The sequence below is a fragment of the Caldimonas mangrovi genome, from assembly GCF_023721835.1.
Classification (GTDB): Bacteria; Pseudomonadota; Gammaproteobacteria; order Burkholderiales; family Burkholderiaceae_C; genus Caldimonas; species Caldimonas mangrovi.
In genome coordinates this window covers 67,675-90,314 of the sequence record NZ_JAMKFE010000002.1, presented here as the reverse complement: position 1 = coordinate 90,314, position 22,640 = coordinate 67,675, and the positions used below count along the sequence as shown (strand labels likewise).

Here is a 22,640-nt window from a genome sequence, read left to right as displayed (position 1 = left end):
AGACAAGACGAACGGCGCCAGCGCGCTCGGGCTCGCTACGCATAGCCCTGGGGTTCCTGGCTTCTTCCAGGGTCTCGCGCAGCGGACCCGTAGTGTTGGACGAGCAGGTGGTTCTAGCCCATTCGGCAGGGATCGACCGCCCGCTGGGCCGACGGGAAAAAGCACAACGGTCAGAGTGCATGGTGTTCTTCTTCAGGCTCTCTTCTTTGGTGACTTTCTTCTGAGCCAGCAGAAGAAAGTTACCCGCCCGCCGGGGCGGACTCCCGGCGCGGCAGCGCAATGGAGCACAGCGCTTCAGGCAGGCAGGCCTAGCCCAACGCCCTTCCAATCAAAATCTTCTGCACATCCGAAGTGCCTTCATAGATCTGGCACACCCTCACATCCCGATAAATGCGCTCCACGGGAAAGTCCCGCACATACCCATACCCGCCATGCACCTGGATGGCATCCGAGCACACCCGCTCCGCCATCTCGCTGGCGAACAGCTTCGCCATCGCCGCTTCCTTGAGGCACGGCTCGCCCGCATCGCGCAAGGCCGCCGCGTGCCACACCATCTGCCGCGCCACCTCGATCTGCGTGGCCATCTCGGCCAGCCGGAACTGCACCGCCTGGTGCTCGAAGATCGGCTTGCCGAAGCTCTCGCGTTGCTTTGCATAGTCGAGCGCCGCCTCGAACGCCGCCCGTGCCATGCCCACGCTTTGCGCGCCGATGCCGATACGCCCACCCTCCAGCGCCGACAGCGCGATCCGGTAGCCCTCGCCTTCGTCGCCGATCAAGTTCTCGGCCGGCACCCGGCATTGCTCGAAGACGATCTGCGCGGTGTCGCTCGAATGCTGGCCCAGCTTGTCTTCCAGGCTCGCCACCCGGTAGCCCGGCGTGTCGGTCGGCACGATGAAGGCGCTGATACCGCGCTTGCCGGCGGCCTTGTCGGTCACGGCGATGACGATCGCGACCTGCCCGTGCTTGCCGCTGGTGATGAACTGCTTGACGCCGTCGATCACATAGGCATCGCCGTCGCGGCGCGCCGTGGTGCGCAGCGCGGACGCGTCGGAGCCGGCGTGCGGTTCGGTCAGGCAGAACGCGCCCAGCAGTTCACCCTGCGCCAGCGGCGTCAGCCAGCGCTGCTTCTGCGCTTCGTTGCCGTAGCGCATCAGGATCGCGCAGACGGGGCAGTTGTTGACGCTCACCGCTGTGCTGGTGCCCCCGTCGCCGGCGGCGATCTCTTCCAGCACCAATGCCAGCGTCACGTAGTCGAGGCCCGCACCGCCGTACCCGGTCGGCACGCACACCCCATAGGTGCCCAGCTCAGCCAGGCCGCGGTGCACGTCCTTCGGGAAGTGATGCTCTTTGTCCCAGCGGGCAGCATGCGGCTTGATCTGTTCGTTCACGAACGCGCGCACGGCGTCGCGGATCATGCTCTGGTCCTGCGTCAACAGCATGGCAGTCTCGGGTGAGGAAAAAGGAAAGCCGGCTCACCAGGGGATGGTCGAACCGTCATGACTGTAGAAGCGCCCGTTGTCCTCGGGCGTCAGGTTGGCGATGAGCCGGCGCAGGTCGGCCACACTGCGCTCGGGCGGCAAAGTGGCGCCGGCGCCGCCCATGTCGGTCTGCACCCAGCCGGGGTGCACGGCGATGCAGGAGACGCCGCGCGAGCCGAGCACCATCGAGGCGTCCTTGAGCACCGAGTTCGCGGCCGCCTTCGAGGCCCGGTAGAGCCAGCCGGATGCTCCGGCGCGCTGACCGATCGAGCCCATCGCCGACGACAGCACGATGACCCGCGCGCCGCGAGGCAGCGATTCCTGCAGCGCCGCCAGCACGCGCATCGGCCCCAGCACGTTGGTGCGCATCACCAGGTCGAAATCATCCTGCGACGGTGGTTGCAAACCATCGGTGCGCGGGCCGTACACACCGGCGTTGACGATGGCCACCTCGAACTGCTCGCCGTCGGTGCGCCAGCCGAGGCCGGCCACGCTGGCGGCGTCGGTGACATCCAGGGGCAGCGTTTCGCAGCCGAGCGCCTGCAATTTGCGCAGGCCCTCTTCGTCCCGCGCGGTGGCCACCACGCGCCGGCCGTCGGCACGGTACTGCCGCGCGAACTCGAAACCGATGCCGCGCGACGCGCCGGCGACCAAAACCGTCATGCGACCTCCCGTACCAGCAGTGCGCCGCGACTGATCACGGCGACGCCGGAGCGCTGCGTGCTGGCGGCGCCATCGACCATCACGACGTAGCCGTCGAGCTTGCGGTTCCACTCGACCGACGAGACCACCCAGTGCAGCGTGATGTCTTCATCGGCATATACCGGCGCCTTGTAGGCGAAGTTGAAGTTCAGGCACACCATCTGGCGCTTGACGCCATCGCTGCGCCGCGAGAAATGGCTCGCGGCCAGGCCCATCAGCATCGACGCCGTGTGCGGGCCGCTGGCAATGACTTCTCCGAAACGGGACTGGCCCGCCTCGGATTCGTCGCTGTGCAACGGGTTGCTGTCGTGGCACGCTGCCGCGAAGGCGGCAATGTCCTGCGCACTGAAGCGCACCGTCTTGCCGAAGGTCTCGCCCAGGCGGACGATCTCGTTTTCTGCCACTGCACTCATGTTGTTCTCCCTGCTGCCCCGGCAACCCGGGGGTCAATAAAGCTCGACAGCCATCGCGGTGGCCTCGCCGCCGCCGATGCACAGCGCCGCCACCCCTTTTTTCGCACCTCGCTTGCGCAAGGCGCCGAGCAGCGTGACCACGATGCGTGCGCCGCTCGCACCGATCGGGTGCCCCAGTGCGCACGCGCCGCCGTGGATGTTGACCTGCTCGTGCGCGAGCTTGTGCTCGGCCATCGCCGCCATCGTCACGGCGGCGAAGGCTTCGTTGATCTCCCAGAGGTCAACGTCCTTCGCGGCCCAGCCGGTCTTCTTCAGCACCTTGTCGATCGCACCCACCGGCGCCGTGGTGAACCACTCGGGCGCCTGTGCATGCACACTGTGGGCCAGGATGCGCGCGATCGGCGCCACGCCCATCCGGCGGGCGGTCGACTCCCGCATCAGCACCAGCGCCGCGGCGCCGTCGGAAATGCTCGACGACGTCGCGGCGGTGATGCTGCCGTCCTTCTTGAACGCCGGCTTCAGGCCGGGGATCTTGTCGAGCCGGGCCTTGAACGGCTGCTCGTCCTTGGTGAACTGCGTCTCGCCGCCTTTGGCGGCCACCGCCACCGGGGCCATTTCCCAGTCGAAGCTGCCGTCGGTGTTGGCGGCGATCGAACGCTCGGTGGAGGCGATCGCGAACTGGTCCTGCGCCTCGCGGCTGAAGCTGTACTTGGCGACGCAGTTTTCGGCGAACACGCCCATGGCCTTGCCGCGCTCGTAGGCGTCTTCCAGGCCGTCGAGCGCCATGTGGTCGTAGAACGGGGCGGCGCCGTACTTGACGCCCTTGCGCATGAAGGCCAGGTGCGGCGCGTTGGTCATGCTTTCCATGCCGCCGGCCACCATCACGTCGGCCGAGCCGGCCGTCAGCATGTCGTGCGCGAACATCATCGCGCGCATGCCGGAGCCGCACATCTTCGACAAGGTGACGGCACCTGTCGACTGCGGCAGGCCGGCCTTCAACGCGGCCTGGCGCGCCGGCGCCTGGCCTTGGCCGGCCATCAGGCAGTTGCCCATCAGCACTTCGTTGACGGCGTCGCCCGGCACGCCGGCGCGCTCGACGGCCGCGCGGATGGCGACGGCGCCCAGCTCCCAGGCGGCGAGTGCGGAGAAATCACCGAGCAGGCCGCCGATCGGCGTACGGGCAGCGGAAGCGATGACAATGGGATCAGACATGGAAAGCTCCTTTCACGTCAAGAATGTATGCAGGCGCAGGCAACGCCTCAGGTCGCGACCGGCTCGCCGGCAGGCCTTTCGGTCTTCGCCTTCCGGTGCGAGTGAGGCGGACCGAACCGCTTGCCGGCGTCGTACGGGAACACGTCGTGCACATGCCCTGCCAGGATGCGTTCCTTGTGACCCTGCCAGAAGCCCGGGTCGAGCAGATCGGCATGGTGGCGCATGAAAACCTCGCGCACGCGGTCGTTGCCGAGCAGGAAGGGCTCGAAGGTCTCGGGGAAGATGTCCTTCGGGCCCACCGGGTACCACACCTCGCCGGACAGCTCGGCCTCTTCGTTGGGCGCCGGCGGCACGCGGCGGAAGTTGCAGTCGGTCAAGTACTCGATCTCGTCGTAATCGTAGAACACCACCTTGCCGTTGCGCGTGACGCCGAAGTTCTTCCACAGCATGTCGCCGGGGAAGATGTTGGCGGCCACCAGGTCCTTGATCGCATTGCCGTACTCGACCACCGCATGTTCGATCTGCTCGGGCGTGCCTTCCTGCAGATAGATGTTCAGCGGGATCATGCGCCGCTCGATGTAGACGTGCTTGAGGATCAGCTCGGTCTTGCCATCGCCGTCGCGGTCGGAGATCTCCAGCAGGCTGGGGCAGTAGTGCTGCAGCTCCTGCACCAGCTCTTCCTCGAAGCGCTCGTACGGGAAGGCCACGTTGGAATATTCGAGCGTGTCGGCCATGCGTCCGACCCGGTCGTGCTGCTTCACCAGCAGGTACTTGCCCTGGATCTGTTCCCGCGTCGTGTCCTTCTGCGGCGGGAAGAAATCCTTGATGACCTTGAACACATAGGGGAAGGACGGCAGGTCGAACACCAGCATCACCATGCCCTTGATGCCGGGCGCGATGCGGAACCTGTCGCTCGAATGGCGCAGGTGGAACAGGAAGTCGCGGTAGAAGAGGTTCTTGCCCTGCTTGTGCAGTCCCAGCGCGTTGTAGATCTCCGAGCGCGGCTTGCGCGGCATCAGCGAGCGCAGGAAGTGCACATACGCCGCCGGGATCTCCATCTCGACCATGAAGTAGGCCCGGGCGAAGCTGAACAGCATCTGCAGCTCGTCCTCGCCGAACAGCGCCGCGTCGATGTAGAGCCGGCCCTTGCTGTTGTGCAGGATGGGAATGGCCAGGGCCGTCTCGCGGTAGCCGTTGATGATCTTGCCGACAACGTAAGCACCCTTGTTGCGGAAGAACAGCGACGACAGCACCTGGATCTGGAAATTGGTGCGAAAGCGCACCTCACCGAACTGCTGGTATACCGCGCGCAGCACATGGTCGACGTCGCGGTCGAGGTCTTCGAACTCGCGCTGCAGCTGGAAGTTGGTGACGATGCGATGCAGCGTTTCACGCAGCGTCTCGCGCGTCGGGTAGTACGCGCGAAAGGTCGGCAGCGAACCGGGTTCGTCGGTCTCGATGTATTCGGTCGAGATCGCCGGGCGCACGAAGATGAAGTCGTTGTGGAAATAGCTGCGGTGCAGGATCTTCGTCGTCACCGAGTTGAAGAAGGTCTCGGCCAGTTCCGGCTGCAGATGGTTGGTCAGCAGACCGATGTAGTGCAGTTTGATCTGCTGCCACACGTCCATCGGCAGTTCGTGCGCCTTGAGTTCGGTCTGCAGCCGCTCGACCGCCTCGTCGACACGCTGGTCGTAGTAGACGATGCGCTCGCGCTGGGCGCGCTGCTGGCCCTGCCAGTCGGCCGCCTCGAAGCGCTGCTTGGCCGCCGCGCTCGCTTCGCGGAACAGCCGGTAGTGGCGGTTGAAGCCGTCCAGCAGCGTCTGCGCGATCCGGAACGCTCTCGAGTCGGTCAGCTGCTGCGGAAACATCAGCCCTCCGCAGCGGGCGCAAGCCCCAGCTCGCGCTGCCGGTCGTGCCGGCCCTGCAGCTGCGCCAGCGCCTCCACGTATTGCTCCTGCACCGACTCGGCGCTGCCGACCGTCATGCGCAGATCCTGCAGCAGCCCGTTGTGCAGGCCGTAGACCCAGCCATGCACCACCACGTCCTGGCCGCGCTGCCAGGCATCGCGCACCACCGTGGTCTGGCAGACGTTGAGCACCTGTTCCAGCACGTTCAGCTCGCACAGCGCATTGTGTCTTTGGGTCTCGTCGGTCAGGGTGTCGAGCCAGGGCTGGTGCTTGTTGCGCGCGTCCTGCACATGGCGCAGCCAGTTGTCCGCGATGCCGACGCGCACGTCGTTCATGGCGGCCTTCACGCCGCTGCAGCCGTAGTGGCCCACCACCATGATGTGCTTGACCTTCAGCAGGTCCACCGCGAACTGCATCACCGACAGGCAGTTCAGGTCGGAGTGCACCACGACGTTCGCGACATTTCGATGAACGAAAAGTTCACCTGGCAGCAGCCCGACGATTTCGTTGGCCGGCACGCGGCTGTCGGCGCAGCCGATCCACAGGTATTGCGGCTCCTGCTGCTTGAGCAGGCGCGAGAAAAACCCGGGCGTGCGCTGTTCCAGGCTCTGTGCCCAGGCCCGGTTGCTGTCGAAAAGTTCCTGCAGTTGTGTGCTCATACGCGGTGCTCAGAATGCGCCCGCCACCGGGCGCCGTGTTGCAGTGCACAGTGTACGCAGCGCGCCGCAACAACCGGTTTCAGCTTGCGTGTGTCACATCGTTTCGGTGAACAGCTCCCGCCCGATCAGCATGCGCCGGATCTCGCTGGTGCCTGCGCCGATCTCGTACAGCTTGGCATCGCGCCACAGGCGGCCCAGCGGATACTCGTTGATGTAGCCGTTGCCGCCGAAGATCTGGATGCCCTCGCCGGCCATCCAGGTGGCCTTCTCGGCGCACCACAGGATGACGGCGGCGCAATCCTTGCGCACCTGGCGCACATGGTCCGTGCCCAGGTGGTCGAGGTTCTTGCCGACCGTGTAGCAGAACGCGCGCGCGGCCTGCAGCACCGTGTACATGTCGGCCACCTTGCCCTGGATCAGCTGGAACTCGCCGATACTGCGGCCGAACTGCTTGCGATCGTGCACGTAGGGCACCACGTTGTCCATCACCGCCTGCATGATGCCGATCGGGCCCGCCGCCAGCACAGCCCGCTCGTAGTCCAGCCCGCTCATCAGCACCTTGACGCCGCCGTTGAGCTTGCCGAGCACGTTCTCGGCCGGCACCTCGACGTTCTGGAACACCAGCTCGCCGGTGTGGCTGCCGCGCATGCCCAGCTTGTCCAGTTTCTGCGCGATCGAAAAGCCCTTCATGCCTTTCTCGATCAGGAAGGCGGTGATGCCCTGGGCGTTCAACTCGGGCTCGGTCTTGGCGTAGACCACCAGCGTGTCGGCGTCCGGGCCGTTGGTGATCCACATCTTGCTGCCGTTGAGCAGGTAGTGGCCGCCCTTGTCCTCGGCGCGCAGCTTCATGCTGACGACGTCGGAGCCAGCGCCCGGCTCGCTCATCGCCAGCGCGCCGACGTGCTCACCGGAAATCAGCCTGGGCAGGTATTTCTTCTTCTGCGCCTCGGTGCCGTTGCGGCGAATCTGGTTGACGCACAGGTTGGAGTGCGCGCCATACGACAGCCCCACCGAAGCGGACGCGCGGCTGATCTCCTCCATCGCGATCATGTGCGCGAGGTAGCCCATTGCGGCGCCGCCGTACTCCTCGTCCACCGTGATGCCGAGCACGCCGACCTCGCCCATCTTGCGCCACAGGTCCATCGGGAACTGGTCGCTGCGATCGATCTCGGCCGCACGGGGTGCGATTTCGGCTTCGGCGAACGCGCGCACCGCGTCACGCAGGGCGTCGATGTCCTCGCCGAGCTGGAAGTTGAGTCCGGGCAGTTGCATGGAAAAGACCTTTCAATGATGGATGCCTACGCGGCCGAGCACGGTCATGACGGTCGCCGTCATGGTCGCCACCAGGCGCTCGCCCTTGTCGCCGCGCTCGATCGCGCGCCCTTCGACCACGGTGATCGTGCGGCCCGGCTTGATGACCGTGCCCTCGAAACGAAAAACCGGGCCCCTGGCTGGTGCAACGAGGTTGACCTTGAACTCGATCGTCAGCACGGCCGCATCGGCCGGCATCAGCGAGAAGGCAGCGTAGCCGCAGGCGGAGTCCAATGCGGTGGAGACCACGCCGGCATGCAGGAAGCCATGCTGCTGCGTCAGGTCCGCGCGGTGCGGCATTTCCAGCACCACGCGGCCGGGAGCGACGTCGACCAAGGCAATGCCGAACGTGCCCATCACGGTCTGCCGCTCGAAGGAGCCGCGCACCCGTTCGACGTAGCCCGGGTCGGCGCAAGTGAAGTCGGTGCCTGGTGTGTCCACGGTGGTCGGCGCCGCAAGCAGGCGCAATTGACGTTGACGTAAACGTCAATTCTAGACGGAGGCTGCCCGGCTCAGGCCTTTTTCTTCTTCTCGCTTTCCCCGAGCAGCCGGCGCGCCTCGCGTTCATGAGTGCGCACTTCCTCCAGCGTGATCTGCAGGTCGGCCAGTTGCTGCTCGAGTTGCTCGCGGTGGGCCGCCAGCACGACGAGGAACTTCTTCAACTGCGGCACCGTGTCGCGGGGCGACTCGTACATGTCGACCAGCTCCTTGATCTCGGCCAGACTCAGGCCGAGGCGCTTGCCGCGCAGCGTGAGCTTGAGCCGGGTGCGGTCACGCGAGGTGTAGATGCGGTTGCGCCCGCTCGGGCCGCTGCGCTCCGGGCTCAGCAGGCCGCAGTCCTCGTAGAAGCGGATCGCCCGCGTCGTCAGGTCGAACTCCTTCGCCAGGGCGCTGATGGTGTAAGTGGGCGTGGCGAGCGACGCCAAGGAGACAGCAGAAGCAGCCATGGTTCCCTATACTGGATTGACGTTTACGTAAAGTGTAGCCAATGAACGCACTCGAACAACGCCTGCAGTACCCGCTGGGCGAGCAGCTTCCCCCGCCCGGCCGCACGCTGGAAGTGGCGCCCGGTGTGCGCTGGGTCCGCATGGGTCTGCCCTTCGCGCTCGACCACATCAACCTGTGGCTGCTGCGCGATGAGATCGATGGCCGCAGCGGCTGGACCATCGTCGACTGCGGCATCACCGACGACGACACCCGCAGCGCCTGGGACAGCGTCTTCGAGCATGAACTCGACGGCCTGCCGGTGCTGCGCGTGATCGTGACCCACATGCACCCTGACCACATCGGCCTGGCGCACTGGCTGACGGAGCGCTGGCAATGCAGACTGTGGATCAGCGCGACCGACTACAACGCCGCCCGCATCGCGAGCCAGAGCACCACCGGCTACGGCGGCGAGGCCGCCGCGAACTTCTTTGCGAGCAACGGCCTGACCGACGCGGAAGCGGTCGCGAAGGTGCGCGCGCGCTCGAACTACTACGCGTCGATGGTGCCGCAGGTGCCGCCGCAGTTCCGCCGCCTGCTCGACGGGCAGGACGTCGAGATCGGCGGGCGCAACTGGCGCTGCAAAGTCGGCTACGGGCATGCGCCGGAGCACATGTCGCTGTATTGCGATGCGCTGCAGGTCCTCGTCTCCGGTGACATGCTGCTGCCCCGCATTTCCACCAACGTCAGCGTGTTCGACGCCGAGCCCGAGGGCAATCCGCTGCCGCTGTACCTCGACTCCATCGAGCGGTTGCGCGTGCTGCCGCAGGACACGCTGGTGCTGCCGGCACACGGGCGCCCGTTCCGCGGACTGCACGAGCGCGTGCAGCAGTTGCAGGACCACCATGCGGAACGCTTTGCCGAAGTGCGTGCCGCCTGCGCAGCATCCCCGTGCAGCGCCGCGGACATCCTGCCGGTGCTGTTCAAGCGCAAGCTCGACCTGCACCAGACCACCTTCGCGATGGGCGAGGCGATCGCACACCTGCATGCGCTGTGGCACGGCGGCCAGCTGAAGCGCACGACCGCAGACGACGGCGTGCACCGCTTCGTGCCGGCCTGAACGCGGGCGCACGGGCAACCCCGAGGGCCGGCCCCTCAGGCCGCCCGCAGCCTGCGCCCGCCATACATCTCCCGCGCCACTTTCACGAAGGCCTGCGCCGCCGGCGACAGCTTGGCCATGTCGCGCACGGCCAGTCCCACCCGGCGTGGGGCCCGTGGCGCGAGCGGGCGGTACACCACGCCGGGGTGGTGGTCGGGCAGCGCCAGCCGCGCCGCCACCGATACCGCCAGCCCGCGCTCGACGAAGCCCAGGATCGACAGCAGCTGCGGAAAGCGATACAGGATGCGCGGCCGCGCCCCGCCCGATTCCAGCAGGCTGCGGATCAGTTCGCCGCAGCCGGCCTCGGTCAGCACGAAAGGCAGGTCGGTCAGATCCGGTACGGCGACAGCGGCCTTGCGCGCCAACGCATGCCCCTGGGGCAGCAACACCACGAACTCGTCCTCGACCAGCGGCACCGTCTCGAAGCGTTCGTCGGGCAGCACGACAAAGCCGATCTCGACGCGCCGCTCGGTCAGCCACTGCACGACGGTGTCGTCGCCGTCCTCGTCGACGTAGACCTCGATGCCGGGATGCTGCTCCCTGAACCGCAGCAGCAGCTCCGGCAGGATGCGCAGGCTGGACGTGAAGCCGAACGAGCCGACACGCAGCACGCCTTCGCGCAGGCCTTGTGCGTCCTTCGCGTCCTGGATCAGCGCTTCGTGCAGAGCGCGGATCTCGTGTGCACGCGCCAGCAGCCGCGCGCCGGCCGGGGTCAGCTCCGGCTCGGCGCGTTCGCGCAGGAACAGCGTCACGCCCAGCTCTTTTTCCAGCGAGCGCAGCGCATGGCTGACCGCCGATTGGGTGATGCCGAGCAGCGCCGCCGCACGCGAGAAGCTGCGCGCCTGCGCGAGGGTCACGATGACTTCCAGTTGGGTGAAGGTCATGGCAGAGTCATGAGTTTTCGCTCATTTCACTATGAGATCACAAAAGCATAAACTCATCGGACACCTTCTGCCGCCTTTCGATCATGACCTCACTTCACACGGAGCCGGACGCATGAGCGCGGTGCTCACGCCCGGCAGCGGCCGGCTCTGGCCTTTGTATCTGCGCCTCGTCGCCGTCCCCGCCATCTGGGGCGGCACCTTCATCGCCGGCCGGGTGATGGCGCTGCAGGTGCCGCCTGCGGTGGGCTCGGTGCTGCGCTACACGGTGGCCTGCATCGCGCTGCTCGTGGCCGCACGCTGGCTGGAAGGCGGCCTGCCGCGGCTCGACCGCCGCCAGGTGCTGGCCACGCTGGGGCTGGGTGCCACCGGCATCTTTGCCTACAACCTGTGTTTCCTGGGGGCCCTGTCGCATCTGCCGGCCAGCCGGACGTCGCTGATCATCGCGCTCAACCCGGTCGTGACGATCGCTGCCGGGGCGCTGCTGCTGCACGAGCGGCTGAGCTGGCGCCGCTGGCTCGGCGTCGCCATCGCACTGGCCGGGGTCTGGACCGTCATTTCCCGCGGGCAGCTCGGCGCCTCGCTGGGGCAGTCGGTCGGCATCGGCGAAGGGCTGATGTTCGTCGGCGTCTGCGCATGGGCCGCCTATACGCTGATCGGCCGGGTGGCGCTCAAGGGCCTGACGCCGTTGGCAGCCACGACCTACGCCTCGCTCTGGGGCACCGCGATGCTGGCGGCCGTCGCGCTGTTCGACCTGCCGCGGTTGCATGCCGAGGCCTTCACGCCCGCCGTCGCCATCTCGGCGCTCTACCTGGGCGTGCTGGGCACCGCGCTGGCGTTCGTCTGGTACTACCAGGGCGTGCAACGGCTGGGTGCGGCGCGCACGGTGGTCTTCAACAACCTGGTCCCGGTGTTCGGCGCCTGCTTCGGCGTGCTGCTGCTGGACGAGCCGCTGCTGCCCAGCATGCTGGTCGGCGGCGCCATCGCGGTGGTCGGCGTGATGCTGGCGTCGAGCCAGCGATGACCCGTCAGTCCAGGACCGGCAGCACCGTGTCCTTGAGCGTGCCGCGCACCTGCTCGTAGTCAGGCATCACCGAACGCACCACGTCCCAGAAACGCGGGCTGTGGTTCATCTCGCGCAGGTGGGCCAGTTCATGCGCAACGACATAGTCGATGGTCGGCATCGCGAAGTGGATCAGACGCCAGTTCAGCCGGATCGACCCGTCGACCGAAGCGCTGCCCCAGCGCGTCTGTGCCGACGACAGCGCCAGGCGGGTATAGGCCACGCCGAGGCGCTGCGCGTAATGCTGGCAGCGTTCTTCGAACACGCGGCGCGCCTGGCGCTGCAGCCAGCTCTGCACCGCATCGCGGATCTGCTCGGGCGATGCCTGCTGCGGCAAGCCGACATGCAGCGTGAGTTTCGGCACGCCCGGCAGCGCGTCAGCGGCGCTGTTGAGCACGGCGCCGGTCGCACGCGGGTCGAGCACCACGATCACGGTCTCGCCGAGAAAGGGCAGCGCAGTGCCGTCGCTCCATTCGACGCGCGCCTGCTGCAGCCGCTTGTTGCGCTCGGCCTGCTCGGCCAGCTTGCGCAGGATCCATCCGCCCTTCTCGCGCAGCGCCGATTCGATCTCGGCCAGGCCGACCCAGCGCGGAGCGCTGACGCTCAGGCCGTCGGGCCCGACGACGAAACCGATCGAGCGGCGCTTGGCGCGCTTCAGTTCGTAGGCGACCAGGTGTCCGTCGATGCGCAGATCGTGGCTGGCGCTGACATGGCGGAATTCGACCGGGGAGAGATGGCTGTGTGCCGGCGGCTCGATCACCGGTGCGGCCGGCGGGCTGGCCGACGGCTCGCTTGCCGGTGATGCGACGAACGCCGGTGCCGGCGCTGCGTCGAGCGAGGAAAAGGGCAAGCTCAACTGCGTTGCGTCGAGATTGCTTGCCTTGCTGCGTGCCATGGCCGCGGAGTATAGAACTCAAGCCTGCTTCGATGCAGCACCGCCGGTGCCGAGGGTCGGCACCGGATAGGCCTCGGGATCGAGCCGCCGCATTTCGGCCTCGATCCAGACCTCCACCTCGCGCATCAGCTCGTCCGCATCGCGGCCGGTGGACGGTATCGGCTGGCCGATCGAGACGTCGATCAGCCCCGGCCGCTTGATGAACGCCTGGCGCGGCCAGCAGCGCGCCGACGTGACGGCGATCGGCACCACCGGCACGCCGGTCGCGATCGCCAGGCGCGCACCGCCCGCCTTGTAGATGCCCTGATCGCCGCGACGCGTGCGCGTGCCCTCCGGGAACATGATCACCCAGTTGCCGTCGGCCATGTACTTGCGGCCCTGCTCGGCCACCTTGTTCCAGGCCTCGGTGCGCCTGCTGCGGTCGATGTGCACCATGTCCAGCCGGCCCAGCGCCCAGCCGAAGAACGGCACGTACAGCAGCTCGCGCTTGAACACATAGCACAGCGGCCGCGGCATCAGCGACGGAAACGCCAGCGTCTCCCAGGCCGACTGGTGCTTGGGGAGCAGAATGCACGGCCCGTCCGGCAGGTGTTCCATCCCCTGCACGCGCTCGCGGATGCCGCAGATCCAGCGCGCCCCGAACAGCGCGGTGCGGATCCAGCCGACGCACAGCCAGTACAGCGGTGCGCCGCGCACGAAGATCGAGACGATCAGCACGACGATGGCGTAAGGCATCACGGTGGCGGTCAGCCACAGCAGGTACAGCAGGGACCGCAGGAACAGCAGCATCGAGACAGGCCTTACCGGCACGCGGGCGCGTCGCGCCCGATCAATGCATCGGCAAACGCCGACAGGCTGGCGTGCACGGTGGTGCCCGGCACACCGCGGCACACCGCGTCGACGCCTGCCGCATCGAGCCTGGCCGCCTTGCCGGTGAGCACCAGGTGCGTCTCGCAACCGAGCGCCGCGCCGGCTTGCAGGTCGCGCAGCGTGTCGCCGACGGTCGGCACCCCGCGCAGGTCGATCTGCAGGTCCTCGCCGATGCGGCGGAACAGGCCCGGCAAGGGCTTGCGGCAGTCGCAGCCCTCGCCCGGCCCGTGCGGGCAGAAATAGACCGCCTCGACACGCCCGCCGTGCTGCGCCAGCAGCTGATTCATCTTGGCGTGCATGGCGTCCAGTGCCGCTCTGTCGAACAGGCCGCGCGCCAACCCCGACTGGTTGGTCGCGACCACCGCCTTCCAGCCCGCCCGGTTGAGCCGCGCCACCGCCTCCAATGCCCCCGGCAGCGGCACCCATTCGTCCGGCGACTTCACGAAGTCGTCGCGGTCTTCATTGAGCGTCCCGTCACGATCGAGGATGACCAGCTTCATGATTCAGCAAGAACGCAAGCTGTCCAAAATCGGCCTGTTACCGCCACGTGTCCAAGCAGCCCATCTTGATCGAGGCCCGCCTGCTTCACGGCACCACACAAGTGCACACGGCTCCCAAGATCGCGCGTCACCGCCCAGTGGCGCCGCGGATCCGGCTCCGCCGGTCCGCCAGAGCCGCCCCCTTGAGGGGGCCGGCGAAGCCGGTAGGGGGTGGTTCATTTCAACCCGCCAAACCCCGAGTCGCGCCCCGGATGATCCCGCTGCACCAGGTGGGCGGCCAGCGCATCCAGGTCGGCGTGCACGCGGCTGCCGGGTACCTGCACGGTCAGTTGTTCGGCCTCTTCCAGGCTCAGCAGGCTGCTGCGCCCGCTGAGCACCAGATGCGGCTCGCAGCCGGCCGCATGCGCGGCCTGCAGGTCGCGCACGGTGTCGCCAGCCACCACCACCTGTGCCAGGTCGACCCCGAAGCGCTCGCCGATCTTGAGCAGCAGCCCCGGCGCCGGCTTGCGGCAGTCGCAAGCGTCGGCCACGGTGTGCGGGCAGATGAAAACCGCGTCGACTCGGGCTCCATGCTGTGCGAGCAGCTCGTTCATGTGGCGGTGCACGGCGTTGAGCCCGGCCATGTCGAGCAGGCCGCTACCGAGCCCCGGCTGGTTGGTCGCAATGACGACATGCCAGCCGGCATGATTCAGCCGCGCGACGGCCTCCAGGGCCCCGGGCAGCGGCTCCCATTCCTGCGGCGTGGCCACGTGCTCGTCGCGATAGCGGTTGATGACGCCGTCGCGCCCCAACACCACCAGCTTCATCGCACGTTCCACGCAGTGACTCCTTGGCAATCAGCTCGCGAGCTTCGACAGGTCGGCCACACGGTTCATCGCCGCGTGCAGCGTTGCCAGCAGGCCGAGCCGGTTGGCACGCAACGCGGCGTCTTCGGCATTGACCATCACCTGGTCGAAAAAGGCATCGACCGGCGCCTTCAACACCGCGAGCGTCTGCAGCGACACCGCGTAGTCGCTGCGCTCGAAAGCGGCATCGGCAGGCCCGCGCACGCCCTGCAGCGCTTCGGCCAGCGCTTGCTCGGCCGGCTCGCGCAGCAGCGCGGCATCGACCTGCGGCACCACCGTCTGTTCAGCCTTCTTCAGGATGTTGCCGACCCGCTTGTTCGCGGCGGCCAGGCTTTCGGCCTCGGGCAGAGACGCGAAGGCGCGCACGGCCTGCAGCCGCTTGGGCACGTCGGCCAGATGCACCGGGCGCAGTGCGAGTACGGCATCGACCTCCTGCGCGGTGTAGCCCTGCTCACGCAAACTGCTGCTCAACCGGTCGTAGATGAACTCGGCGAGCGGTGCGGTGGGCTCGGTGAGGCGGCCGCCGAACGCGCTGGCTGCTTGCTGCAGCAGCACGTCGAGTGCCAGCGGCAGCTGTTTCTCGCTCAGCATGCGGACCACGCCGAGCGCGTGCCGGCGCAGCGCGAACGGGTCCTTGTCGCCCGTCGGCACCTGGCCGACGCCGAACAGGCCGACCAGGGTTTCCAGCTTGTCGGCCAGCGCCACCACAACGCCGAGCGCATGGCGCGGCAGGTCGTCGCCGGCGAAGCGCGGCTTGTAGTGGTCTTCGATCGCGCCGGCGACCTCGTCGTCGAGCCCGTCGTGCTTCGCGTAGTAGGCGCCCATGACGCCCTGCAGCTCGGGAAACTCGCCCACCATGTCGGTCAACAGGTCGGCCTTGGCGAGCACGGCGGCCTGGCCGGCCCGTTCGGCCAGCACCGGGCCGCCGAGCTGCTCACCGATGGCCCGCGCGATCGCCTGTACCCGTTCAGTGCGTTCGCCCTGGGTGCCGAGCTTGTTGTGGTAGACCACCTTCGCCAGGCCCGGCACGCGCGAGGCCAGCGTCTTCTTGCGGTCCTGGTCGAAGAAGAACTTGGCATCGGCCAGCCGCGGGCGCACGACCCGCTCGTTGCCGCCGATCACCGCGCTCGGGTCTTCCGGGCGGATGTTGCTGACCACCAGGAAGCGGTGGGTCAGCTTGCCGGCGGCGTCGAGCAGCGGGAAGTACTTCTGGTTGGCCTTCATCGTCAGGATGAGGCATTCCTGCGGCACGTCGAGGAATTCGGCCTCGAACTCGCCGACCAGCACGTTGGGCCGCTCGACCAGTGCGGTCACCTCATCGAGCAACGCGCCGTCGTCGATCGGCTGCACGCCGCCGCCGACCTGCTGCGCAGCGGCCTGCAGCTGCCGCACGATCTCGGCGCGGCGCGTTTCGAAACTGGCGATCACCGCACCCTCGGCCTCGAGCTGCTCGGCGTAGCTGTCGGCATGCTTCAACACGACCGGGTCGCGCAGCGCCTCGAAGCGGTGGCCATGCGTGTTGCGGCCGGCCTGCAGGCCGAGCGCGCTGACCGGCACCACCTCGTCGCCATACAGCGCCACCAGGCCGTGGGCCGGGCGCACGAAGTTCACGCTGCTCCAGCCATCGGCCAGCTGGTAGGTCATGACCTTGGGGATCGGCAGCTTGGCGAGCGCGTCCTCCAGCGCTTTCTGCAGGCCTTCCAGCAGCGTGGCGCCGGGCACCACGCTGTCGTAGAACAGCGCTTCCGCCTTGCCGTCCACCGCGCGGGTGAGTTGCGGCACGACCGAGGCATCGGCACCGAGCGCGGTGAGCTTCTTCAACAGCGCGGGCGTCGGCTGGCCCTGCGCATCGAGGCCGACGCTCACCGGCATCAGCTTCTGCTGCACGGCCCGGTCAGCCGCACGCGAGGCGACGGCGGGCACCAGCGCAGCGAGCCGGCGGGGCGACGCGTAGGCGACGGTCGTGCCCTGCCCGCCGACCAATCCCTGGCCGCGCAGGCTTTCGCTCAACGCCGATGCAAACGCCTCGCCCAGCTTCTTCAGCGCCTTCGGCGGCAGTTCCTCGACAAACAGTTCGACGAGAAGGTTCTTGGTCATGGTCAGGCGGCCTTCTTCGCGGGCAACTGCGCCACCCATTCACGGGGGGCCATCGGGAAACCGAGCCGTTCGCGGCTCTCGTAGTAGCTCTGCGCGACGCTGCGCGCCAGGTTGCGGATGCGGCCGATATAGGCAGCGCGCTCGGTCACGCTGATGGCACCGCGTGCATCGAGCAGGTTGAAAGTATGCGCGGCCTTCAGCACCTGCTCGTAGGCCGGCAGAGCCAGTTGTTGCTCCGTCAGGTGCCTGGCCTGCTTCTCATGCGCGCCGAAGGCTGCGAGCAGGAAGTCGACGTCGCTGTGTTCGAAGTTATAGGTCGACTGCTCCACCTCGTTCTGGTGGTAGACGTCGCGGTAGCTCAAGCCCTCGGTCCAGGCCAGGTCGTAGACGTTCTCGACGCCCTGCAGATACATCGCCAGACGCTCCAGGCCGTACGTGATCTCGCCGGTGATCGGCTTGCAGTCGATGCCGCCGACCTGCTGGAAATAGGTGAACTGCGTCACCTCCATGCCGTTGAGCCAGACCTCCCAGCCCAGACCCCAGGCGCCGAGCGTCGGGTTCTCCCAGTCGTCCTCGACGAAGCGGACGTCGTTCTTTTTCAAGTCGAAACCCAGCGCCTCGAGCGAGCCGAGGTAGAGCTCCAGGATGTTGGCCGGCGCCGGCTTCAGCACGACCTGGTACTGGTAGTAGTGCTGCAGGCGGTTCGGGTTCTCGCCATAGCGGCCATCCTTGGGACGGCGGCTCGGCTGCACGTAGGCGGCGCGCCACGGCTCCGGCCCGAGGGCTCGCAGAAAGGTCGCGGTGTGGCTGGTACCCGCGCCCACTTCCATGTCGTAGGGCTGCAGCAGGGCGCAGCCTTGGGCGGCCCAGTACTCCTGCAGACGCAGGATGATTTGCTGGAAGGTCAGCATCGTCTTGGTGTTGGAGTGGAAACGGTGCCCGCACGCCGAAAAGCCGCAGCGTGCGACGGTAAACGCTTGATTCTATTGGCGAACGAGGCGCCGCCGCGCTTCAACGGCGGCGCCACAGGGCCGACAGCGCCAGCAGTGCGACGCCCAGCACGACCAACGGCCACAGGCCGGCGCGCGAGGCCCACTGGGCGAAGGGCGTCAGCCCGGCGCGGCCGTGTACCGGGCCGGTGAGCACGCCGCGGGTGAAGGGCGCCAGCTCCTGCACCACACGGCCGGTGTGGTCGATGATCGCGGTCGCGCCGGTGTTGGTCGCGCGCAGCATCGGAAGCTGGAATTCCAGTGCGCGCATGCGCGAGATCTGCAGGTGCTGCTGCACCGCCACCGTGTCGCCGAACCAGCCGATGTTGCTGACGTTCACGAACATCGTCGGCGCCTGCGAAGGCACGACGAATCTCGCCGCCAGCTCCTCGCCGAACAGGTCCTCGTAGCAGATGTTCGGTGCGATGCGCTCGCCGAGCACCTCGAACGACGGCGGGTTCAGCGGCCCGCGATCGAAGTCGCCCAGCGGGATGTTCATCATCTGGACGAACCAGCGAAAGCCGAACGGGATGAACTCGCCGAAGGGCACCAGGTGGAACTTGTCGTAGCGGTAGTGCGGCGCCCGGGTGTTCTTCAGGCCGACCACCGAGTTGGTGTAGCCCTCGACGAAATCGCCGAGCGGGATGCCGATCAGCGCGGCGGTCTCGCTCTGTGCGAAATGCAGTTCGCGCCCCTCCCAGTAGCGCGGGGGCAGTTGCTGGGGCAGCAGCGGAATCGCGGTTTCAGGCGTCACGACCAGGTCGGCGGTGGCAGCTTCGAGCTCTTCGGCATACCACTCCAGCACGCGCGGCAGGTGCTCCTGCGAGAACTTCTCGTCCTGCGGCACGTTGCCCTGCAGCAGCGTCACGGTCAAGGTGCGCGTCGGCACCGTGAAGTCGTGTGGCACGGCCGAGGCCACGACGCACAGCAGCAGTGCCGTCAGCAGCGGTGCCCAGCCGCGGGGGCGCGAGCCGGAGCCGATCAGCTTGGCGGCCGCCGCGGCGATCCAGGCGGCGATGAAACCGATGCCGTAGACGCCGACATACGGCGCCAGCGTCCCCAACGGCCCATCGACGTGCGCATAGCCGGACGCCACCCACGGGAACCCGGTGAACAGCACGCCGCGCGCCAGTTCGGCCAGCAGCCAGACGGCCGCGAACAGCACCGGCGACCACAGCCGCGTGCGCGCCGACGAGCGCACGTACCACCACAGCGCGAGCGCCAGGTACAGCGACAGGAAACCCGCCAGCAGCAGCACCGCCAGGCCGGCCAGCCACGCCGGCAGCCCGCCGTAGCGGTGCATGCTGACGAACAGCCACCAAGTGCCCCCGACCAGCCAGGCGGTGCCGAAGATCCAGCCCAGCAAGGCGGCACGGGCGGGGCGGGCGGCGCCGTTGACACGCCAGACCAGCACCGCCAGCGCCAGCAGCTGCAGCCACCACAGCGCGGCATTGCCGAACGCCAGCGCGTGGGCAGCGCCGGCCAGCGCGGCGATCAGCAGGTCGGCCCAGCGGCGCATCAGTGGTCGGCCGTGGCGGCGGGGATGCGGGTGACCTTGAACCAGCGCACCGCACCGGCTCGCGTGAACATCACCGAAAACCGCAGGCCGGCGATCTCGGCCAGCTCGCCGCGGCGCGGCACGTGGCCCAGCTCGTGGGCAATCAGCCCACCGATGGTGTCGAAGTCCTGCTCCGGCAATTCGGTGCCGAAAAAGCCGTTGACAGCCTCGATGTCGGCGTCGCCCGCGACCCGGTGGCTGCCGTCGGCCAGCGTGTAGATGCCGGTGGGGGCGTCATCGTCGTCGAACTCGTCTTCGATTTCGCCGACGATCTCTTCCAGCACGTCCTCGATCGTGATCAGCCCGGCCGTCTTGCCGAACTCGTCGATCACGATCGCCAGGTGATTGCGATTGGAGCGGAAATCGCGCAGCAGCTCGTTCAGGCGCTTGGACTCGGGCACGAAGATGGTCGGGCGCAGCAGCGTGCGCAGGTTCAGTTCCGGGGCGCGCTGCAGCTTGAGCAGATCCTTGGCCATCAGAATGCCGATGATGTTCTCGCGATGGTCTTCGTAGACGGGAAAACGCGAATGCCCGGTGTCGATCACGACGCCCAGCAGCTCGTCATAGGGCGAATCGATATCGAGCAGATCCATGCGGGGCGCGGCAACCATCACGTCGCCGGCGGTCATGTCCGCCATCCGCAACACCCCTTCGAGCATGAGCCGGGATTCCGGCTCGATCAGCTCGCGGTCTTCGGCCTCCGCGAGGGTCTCGATCAGCTCGTCCTTGGAATCCGGCCCGGGAGAAATCAGCTCGACCAGGCGTTCGAAGAGAGTACGCTTGTCACCAACGCGGTGCGCGCGACTCGGGTGCGGTTCGGACACAAGCATGCGTCGTAGTTGCGGAACCGCAAGGATACCCCACGCCCTCGACCGCCACTACCCGCGGCACGACCGTTCGGGCACGAAACCTGCCTCTCCCCGTCGAACTCGTCCAAAGACCGTGCGGGGACAAGGTCGCTACACTGGCGGCCCCTTGAAAAACCGCCTGCCGCCCCGATCTGGCGCGCACTTTCCCAAGCGAGACGTCCATGAGCCTGATCCCCGCCACCATCCTCACCGGCTTTCTCGGCAGCGGCAAGACGACGCTGCTGAAGCGCGTACTGACCGAGGCGCACGGTCAGAAGATCGCCGTGATCGAGAACGAGTTCGGCGAGGAGAACATCGACAACGACATCCTGGTGGCCGAGACCCAGGAGCAGGTCATCCAGATGAGCAACGGCTGCATCTGCTGCACGATCCGCGAGGACCTGCGCGCGACGCTGGCCGACCTGGCGGCCCGCAAGCGCAAGGGCGAACTGGACTTCGAGCGCATCGTCATCGAGACCACCGGCCTGGCCGACCCGGGACCGGTCGCCCAGACCTTTTTCATGGATGACGAGATCGCCGAGACCTATCTGCTCGACTCGGTGTTGACGCTGGTCGACGCCAAGCACGCCGAGCTGCAGCTGAACGACCGCCAGGAAGCCCGCCGCCAGGTGGGGTTTGCCGACCAGATCTTCATCAGCAAGACCGACCTGGTGGACGATGCCGCCGCCGACGCGCTGGCGCACCGGTTGAAGCACATGAACCCGCGTGCGCCGCAGCGCCGGGTGCATTTCGGCGAAGTGCCGCTGGCCGAAGTGTTCGACTTGCGTGGCTTCAACCTGAACGCCAAGTTGGAGATCGACCCCGACTTCCTCAATGCGGAAGACGACCACGATCACCATCATCACCATGATCATGACCACGACCATGAGCACGGCGAGCACTGCGACCACCCGCACCACCACCATCACGACGACGACGTGAAGTCCTTCGTGTTCCGTGCCGACCGCCCGTTCAATCCGGCCAAACTGGAGGACTTTCTCGGCAGCATCGTGCAGATCTACGGCCCGCGCATGCTGCGCTACAAGGGCGTGCTTTATATGGGCGGCACCGACCGCAAGGTGATCTTCCAGGGCGTGCATCAGTTGATGGGCAGTGACCTGGGGCCCAAATGGGCCGACGGCGAGCCGAAAAACAGCAAGATGGTGTTCATCGGCATCGACCTGCCGCGCGATATCTTCCTGCAGGGTTTGCAGCAGTGCCTGTCGTGACCAACGGTCATCGGACCCCCGGGAAAACTCGCGTACACGGCCGCATGGGATGGCTACAATCCGCGGCGCCCTTGGGTGGCCCGGTGCGCCGGACGCTTCAAGTTCCTAGCCGAATTCGACGAGAGCAGGTATATAACTGCCCCTGCGAGGAGACGGAAAGTGAGCAAGACCCCGGCCCGAACCAGCAGCGCCAAGCCCGCGGCGAAAACGTCGCCCGTGGCGACCGCCGGCAAGAAGGCTGCCGCCTCGGCCAAGGCCCCGGCCAAGGCGGCGAGCACGCAGTCCCCGCCTGCCAAGGCGCCCAAGGCTTCCGCGGCCCCCGCCCGGAAGCCCCACGTCGACAGTCCTGAACCGGTGAGTACCTCCAAAGCCCCCACTGCCAAGTCCGCAGCAAAACCGGCCCCGGCCAAAACGGCAGGCGCGCCTGCCGCTTCCAAGCCGGCTGCGGCGAAGGCGGCGGCGCCTGCTCCCGCGGCGGCGGCCCCCGCCCCGCACCCTGTCGTGTCCTCTCCCAGCCCGGCCAAGGCCTCGTTCGCGAGTTCCCTTGCCGAGCGCGCCTCTTCCTCAGCCATCATGAACAAGACCCCTGTCACCGCGGTGCTCGACCAGCCCCGCCCTGCCGCCGCGCCGGCAGACCCGAAGCTCGCCAATGCCTGGAAGACCAAGGCCGGACGCGATCTCACGGACGCCGAAGTGCTTGCCATGCCCGAAGCCGAATACATGAGCGACAAGCAGCTGGAGTTCTTCCGCACCAAGCTGGAGCGCCTGAAGGACGACCTGCTGAGCAACGCCGGCGAGACCACGGAGCACCTGCGCGAAGACACGAGCATCGTGCCGGACCCGGCCGACCGCGCGACGATCGAGGAAGAACACGCGCTCGAGCTGCGCACCCGAGACCGCGAGCGCAAGCTGCTGAAGAAGATCTCCCAGGCCCTGACCCGCATCGATGCCGGCGACTACGGCTTCTGTGACGAAACCGGCGAACCGATCGGCCTGGGCCGGCTGATCGCCCGTCCGACCGCTACACTGTCCCTCGAGGCTCAGCAGCGGCGTGAGCTCAAGCAGAAGATGTTCGGAGACTGATCGAGCCAGACGCCCCG

22 protein-coding genes are annotated in these 22,640 nt (G+C 67.3%); 4 read left to right on the top strand and 18 right to left on the bottom strand.

Going from position 1 to position 22,640, the window contains the following annotated elements:
- Positions 1–308: 308 nt before the first annotated feature.
- The 9 genes from M8A51_RS02985 to M8A51_RS02945 form a co-directional block, all read right to left on the bottom strand.
- Positions 309–1,439 carry an acyl-CoA dehydrogenase family protein gene (locus M8A51_RS02985; RefSeq protein ID WP_251776644.1) on the bottom strand — a complete coding sequence of 377 codons (1,131 nt, stop codon included), beginning with the start codon at positions 1,437–1,439 and terminating at the stop codon, positions 309–311.
- Positions 1,440–1,472: 33 nt separating this feature from the next.
- Positions 1,473–2,141: an SDR family oxidoreductase gene (locus tag M8A51_RS02980; protein ID WP_251776643.1), complete on the bottom strand. Its 669-nt coding sequence runs from the start codon at positions 2,139–2,141 to the stop codon at positions 1,473–1,475.
- The gene (locus M8A51_RS02975; protein ID WP_251776642.1) at positions 2,138–2,593 is read right to left on the bottom strand and encodes a MaoC family dehydratase; all 456 of its coding nucleotides are present in this window, start codon (positions 2,591–2,593) and stop codon (positions 2,138–2,140) included. The genes M8A51_RS02980 and M8A51_RS02975 overlap by 4 nt, the downstream gene beginning before the upstream one ends.
- A 33-nt stretch (positions 2,594–2,626) precedes the next feature.
- On the bottom strand, positions 2,627–3,805 hold the full coding sequence (locus M8A51_RS02970; protein ID WP_251776641.1) for an acetyl-CoA C-acyltransferase: 1,179 nt from the start codon (positions 3,803–3,805) through the stop codon (positions 2,627–2,629).
- A gap of 47 nt (positions 3,806–3,852) precedes the next feature.
- Positions 3,853–5,673: a bifunctional isocitrate dehydrogenase kinase/phosphatase gene (gene aceK, locus M8A51_RS02965; protein WP_251776640.1), complete on the bottom strand. Its 1,821-nt coding sequence runs from the start codon at positions 5,671–5,673 to the stop codon at positions 3,853–3,855.
- Positions 5,673–6,371: a carbonate dehydratase gene (can, locus tag M8A51_RS02960; protein ID WP_251776639.1), complete on the bottom strand. Its 699-nt coding sequence runs from the start codon at positions 6,369–6,371 to the stop codon at positions 5,673–5,675. The genes aceK and can overlap by 1 nt, the downstream gene beginning before the upstream one ends.
- 93 nt (positions 6,372–6,464) lie before the next feature.
- Complete coding sequence (locus tag M8A51_RS02955) at positions 6,465–7,643, bottom strand: isovaleryl-CoA dehydrogenase (RefSeq protein ID WP_251776638.1); 1,179 nt, start codon at positions 7,641–7,643, stop codon at positions 6,465–6,467.
- Between the two features lie 12 nt (positions 7,644–7,655).
- Positions 7,656–8,123 carry a PaaI family thioesterase gene (locus M8A51_RS02950; protein WP_251776637.1) on the bottom strand — a complete coding sequence of 156 codons (468 nt, stop codon included), beginning with the start codon at positions 8,121–8,123 and terminating at the stop codon, positions 7,656–7,658.
- 71 nt (positions 8,124–8,194) lie between these two features.
- Positions 8,195–8,629, bottom strand: coding sequence for a MerR family transcriptional regulator (locus M8A51_RS02945; protein ID WP_251776636.1), 435 nt, complete (start codon positions 8,627–8,629; stop codon positions 8,195–8,197).
- A gap of 41 nt (positions 8,630–8,670) precedes the next feature.
- Between M8A51_RS02945 and M8A51_RS02940 the strand changes: the two genes are divergently transcribed.
- Positions 8,671–9,726 carry an MBL fold metallo-hydrolase gene (locus M8A51_RS02940; protein WP_251776635.1) on the top strand — a complete coding sequence of 352 codons (1,056 nt, stop codon included), beginning with the start codon at positions 8,671–8,673 and terminating at the stop codon, positions 9,724–9,726.
- Positions 9,727–9,761: 35 nt separating this feature from the next.
- Here the strand turns inward: M8A51_RS02940 and M8A51_RS02935 are convergent, their stop codons facing one another.
- Positions 9,762–10,649, bottom strand: a complete 888-nt coding sequence (locus M8A51_RS02935) for a LysR family transcriptional regulator (RefSeq protein ID WP_251776634.1) — start codon at positions 10,647–10,649, stop codon at positions 9,762–9,764.
- 112 nt (positions 10,650–10,761) lie between these two features.
- Between M8A51_RS02935 and M8A51_RS02930 the strand changes: the two genes are divergently transcribed.
- Entirely contained in the window at positions 10,762–11,670 is a 909-nt protein-coding gene (locus M8A51_RS02930; RefSeq protein WP_251776633.1) for a DMT family transporter, read from the top strand.
- Between the two features lie 4 nt (positions 11,671–11,674).
- Here the strand turns inward: M8A51_RS02930 and M8A51_RS02925 are convergent, their stop codons facing one another.
- The 8 genes from M8A51_RS02925 to M8A51_RS02890 form a co-directional block, all read right to left on the bottom strand.
- Entirely contained in the window at positions 11,675–12,604 is a 930-nt protein-coding gene (locus M8A51_RS02925; RefSeq protein WP_407062196.1) for a M48 family metallopeptidase, read from the bottom strand.
- Between the two features lie 18 nt (positions 12,605–12,622).
- On the bottom strand, positions 12,623–13,390 hold the full coding sequence (locus tag M8A51_RS02920) for a lysophospholipid acyltransferase family protein (protein ID WP_251777024.1): 768 nt from the start codon (positions 13,388–13,390) through the stop codon (positions 12,623–12,625).
- 14 nt (positions 13,391–13,404) lie between these two features.
- Positions 13,405–13,974, bottom strand: a complete 570-nt coding sequence (gene gmhB, locus M8A51_RS02915) for a D-glycero-beta-D-manno-heptose 1,7-bisphosphate 7-phosphatase (RefSeq protein ID WP_251776631.1) — start codon at positions 13,972–13,974, stop codon at positions 13,405–13,407.
- 215 nt (positions 13,975–14,189) lie between these two features.
- The gene (gene gmhB, locus M8A51_RS02910; RefSeq protein WP_251777023.1) at positions 14,190–14,780 is read right to left on the bottom strand and encodes a D-glycero-beta-D-manno-heptose 1,7-bisphosphate 7-phosphatase; all 591 of its coding nucleotides are present in this window, start codon (positions 14,778–14,780) and stop codon (positions 14,190–14,192) included.
- Positions 14,781–14,810: 30 nt separating this feature from the next.
- Positions 14,811–16,916 (bottom strand): glycine--tRNA ligase subunit beta, encoded by a 2,106-nt coding sequence (gene glyS, locus M8A51_RS02905; protein WP_251776630.1) that lies wholly within the window; start codon positions 16,914–16,916, stop codon positions 14,811–14,813.
- A gap of 2 nt (positions 16,917–16,918) precedes the next feature.
- Entirely contained in the window at positions 16,919–17,827 is a 909-nt protein-coding gene (gene glyQ / locus M8A51_RS02900) for a glycine--tRNA ligase subunit alpha (protein ID WP_251776629.1), read from the bottom strand.
- A gap of 100 nt (positions 17,828–17,927) precedes the next feature.
- Complete coding sequence (gene lnt, locus M8A51_RS02895; RefSeq protein ID WP_251776628.1) at positions 17,928–19,424, bottom strand: apolipoprotein N-acyltransferase; 1,497 nt, start codon at positions 19,422–19,424, stop codon at positions 17,928–17,930.
- The gene (locus M8A51_RS02890; RefSeq protein ID WP_407062205.1) at positions 19,424–20,287 is read right to left on the bottom strand and encodes an HlyC/CorC family transporter; all 864 of its coding nucleotides are present in this window, start codon (positions 20,285–20,287) and stop codon (positions 19,424–19,426) included. Before M8A51_RS02890 ends, lnt begins: the two co-directional genes overlap by 1 nt.
- Positions 20,288–20,493: 206 nt before the next feature.
- On the opposite strand from M8A51_RS02890, the gene M8A51_RS02885 reads away from it, so the two are divergent.
- Positions 20,494–21,540: a CobW family GTP-binding protein gene (locus tag M8A51_RS02885; RefSeq protein ID WP_251776626.1), complete on the top strand. Its 1,047-nt coding sequence runs from the start codon at positions 20,494–20,496 to the stop codon at positions 21,538–21,540.
- Positions 21,541–21,756: 216 nt separating this feature from the next.
- Positions 21,757–22,623: an RNA polymerase-binding protein DksA gene (gene dksA, locus M8A51_RS02880; protein ID WP_251776625.1), complete on the top strand. Its 867-nt coding sequence runs from the start codon at positions 21,757–21,759 to the stop codon at positions 22,621–22,623.
- Positions 22,624–22,640: the final 17 nt, after the last annotated feature.

Bases quoted from the DNA above. Each gene is read 5' to 3' on its own strand.
- gmhB (WP_251776631.1), bottom strand. From the start codon at position 13,974: ATGAAGCTGGTCATCCTCGATCGTGACGGGACGCTCAATGAAGACCGC.
- M8A51_RS02930 (WP_251776633.1), top strand. From the start codon at position 10,762: ATGAGCGCGGTGCTCACGCCCGGCAGCGGCCGGCTCTGGCCTTTGTAT.
- M8A51_RS02925 (WP_407062196.1), bottom strand. From the start codon at position 12,604: ATGGCACGCAGCAAGGCAAGCAATCTCGACGCAACGCAGTTGAGCTTG.
- aceK (WP_251776640.1), bottom strand. From the start codon at position 5,673: ATGTTTCCGCAGCAGCTGACCGACTCGAGAGCGTTCCGGATCGCGCAG.
- M8A51_RS02985 (WP_251776644.1), bottom strand. From the start codon at position 1,439: ATGCTGTTGACGCAGGACCAGAGCATGATCCGCGACGCCGTGCGCGCG.
- M8A51_RS02970 (WP_251776641.1), bottom strand. From the start codon at position 3,805: ATGTCTGATCCCATTGTCATCGCTTCCGCTGCCCGTACGCCGATCGGC.
- M8A51_RS02940 (WP_251776635.1), top strand. From the start codon at position 8,671: ATGAACGCACTCGAACAACGCCTGCAGTACCCGCTGGGCGAGCAGCTT.
- M8A51_RS02945 (WP_251776636.1), bottom strand. From the start codon at position 8,629: ATGGCTGCTTCTGCTGTCTCCTTGGCGTCGCTCGCCACGCCCACTTAC.
- glyS (WP_251776630.1), bottom strand. From the start codon at position 16,916: ATGACCAAGAACCTTCTCGTCGAACTGTTTGTCGAGGAACTGCCGCCG.
- M8A51_RS02980 (WP_251776643.1), bottom strand. From the start codon at position 2,141: ATGACGGTTTTGGTCGCCGGCGCGTCGCGCGGCATCGGTTTCGAGTTC.
- can (WP_251776639.1), bottom strand. From the start codon at position 6,371: ATGAGCACACAACTGCAGGAACTTTTCGACAGCAACCGGGCCTGGGCA.
- lnt (WP_251776628.1), bottom strand. From the start codon at position 19,424: ATGCGCCGCTGGGCCGACCTGCTGATCGCCGCGCTGGCCGGCGCTGCC.
- M8A51_RS02885 (WP_251776626.1), top strand. From the start codon at position 20,494: ATGAGCCTGATCCCCGCCACCATCCTCACCGGCTTTCTCGGCAGCGGC.
- M8A51_RS02955 (WP_251776638.1), bottom strand. From the start codon at position 7,643: ATGCAACTGCCCGGACTCAACTTCCAGCTCGGCGAGGACATCGACGCC.
- gmhB (WP_251777023.1), bottom strand. From the start codon at position 14,780: ATGAAGCTGGTGGTGTTGGGGCGCGACGGCGTCATCAACCGCTATCGC.
- glyQ (WP_251776629.1), bottom strand. From the start codon at position 17,827: ATGCTGACCTTCCAGCAAATCATCCTGCGTCTGCAGGAGTACTGGGCC.
- M8A51_RS02935 (WP_251776634.1), bottom strand. From the start codon at position 10,649: ATGACCTTCACCCAACTGGAAGTCATCGTGACCCTCGCGCAGGCGCGC.
- M8A51_RS02975 (WP_251776642.1), bottom strand. From the start codon at position 2,593: ATGAGTGCAGTGGCAGAAAACGAGATCGTCCGCCTGGGCGAGACCTTC.